The organism is Klebsiella sp. 7-CIP_Kleb. (genome assembly GCF_050378655.1).
Lineage (GTDB): Bacteria > Pseudomonadota > Gammaproteobacteria > Enterobacterales > Enterobacteriaceae > Klebsiella > Klebsiella quasipneumoniae.
In genome coordinates, this window is record NZ_JBNRLJ010000039.1 from 1 (window position 1) to 623 (window position 623).

At 61.0% G+C, this 623-nt stretch carries 1 protein-coding gene; it reads left to right on the top strand.

The annotated features are described in order from the left end of the window. A partial coding sequence (locus ACQUTI_RS26325) for a carbohydrate porin (protein WP_428923429.1) occupies window positions 1–623 on the top strand: 623 nt, incomplete at both ends.

Genomic DNA, 623 nt, shown 5'->3' on the forward strand with positions numbered 1-623 from the left:
GTAATGGCGCAAGAATTTACTCAGGAACAGATCGACGCCATCGTCGCCAAAGCCGTTGATAAAGCGCTGGCCGAACGCCAGGCGAAAATCGACGCCGCGGCCGACAAAAAGGTCGACGTGATCACCAACCCGCAGACCACCGCCGCCTCGCCGGATATGGCCATTCCGTTCGGCCTCAAGTTCAGCGGCTACGCCCGCTATGGCGCCCACTTCCAGACCGGCGACCAGAAATATGTCGGCGTCGACGGCTCCTATAACGGCGCCTCGGCGATCGGCCGCCTGGGCAACGAAAGCAACGGCGGCGAATTCCAGATCAGCAAGGCCTTCAAAAGCGCGCAGGGGGCTATCTGGGATCTTAACGTGATGTTCGACCACTGGAGCGACGAGGTTAACCTGAAGAAGGCCTACGTCGGCGTCACCAACGTGCTCGACTCCAACCCCAACGCCTATATCTGGGCCGGGCGCGACTTCCACCAGCGTCCGCAACAGGGGATCAACGACTACTTCTGGATGAACCACGACGGCCAGGGCGCCGGGGTGAAGAACTTTGATATCGGCGGCGTGCAGTTCGACGTGGCGGCGGTGTCGCAGGTGAAATCCTGTAGCCCGGAAGTGATGGCCGA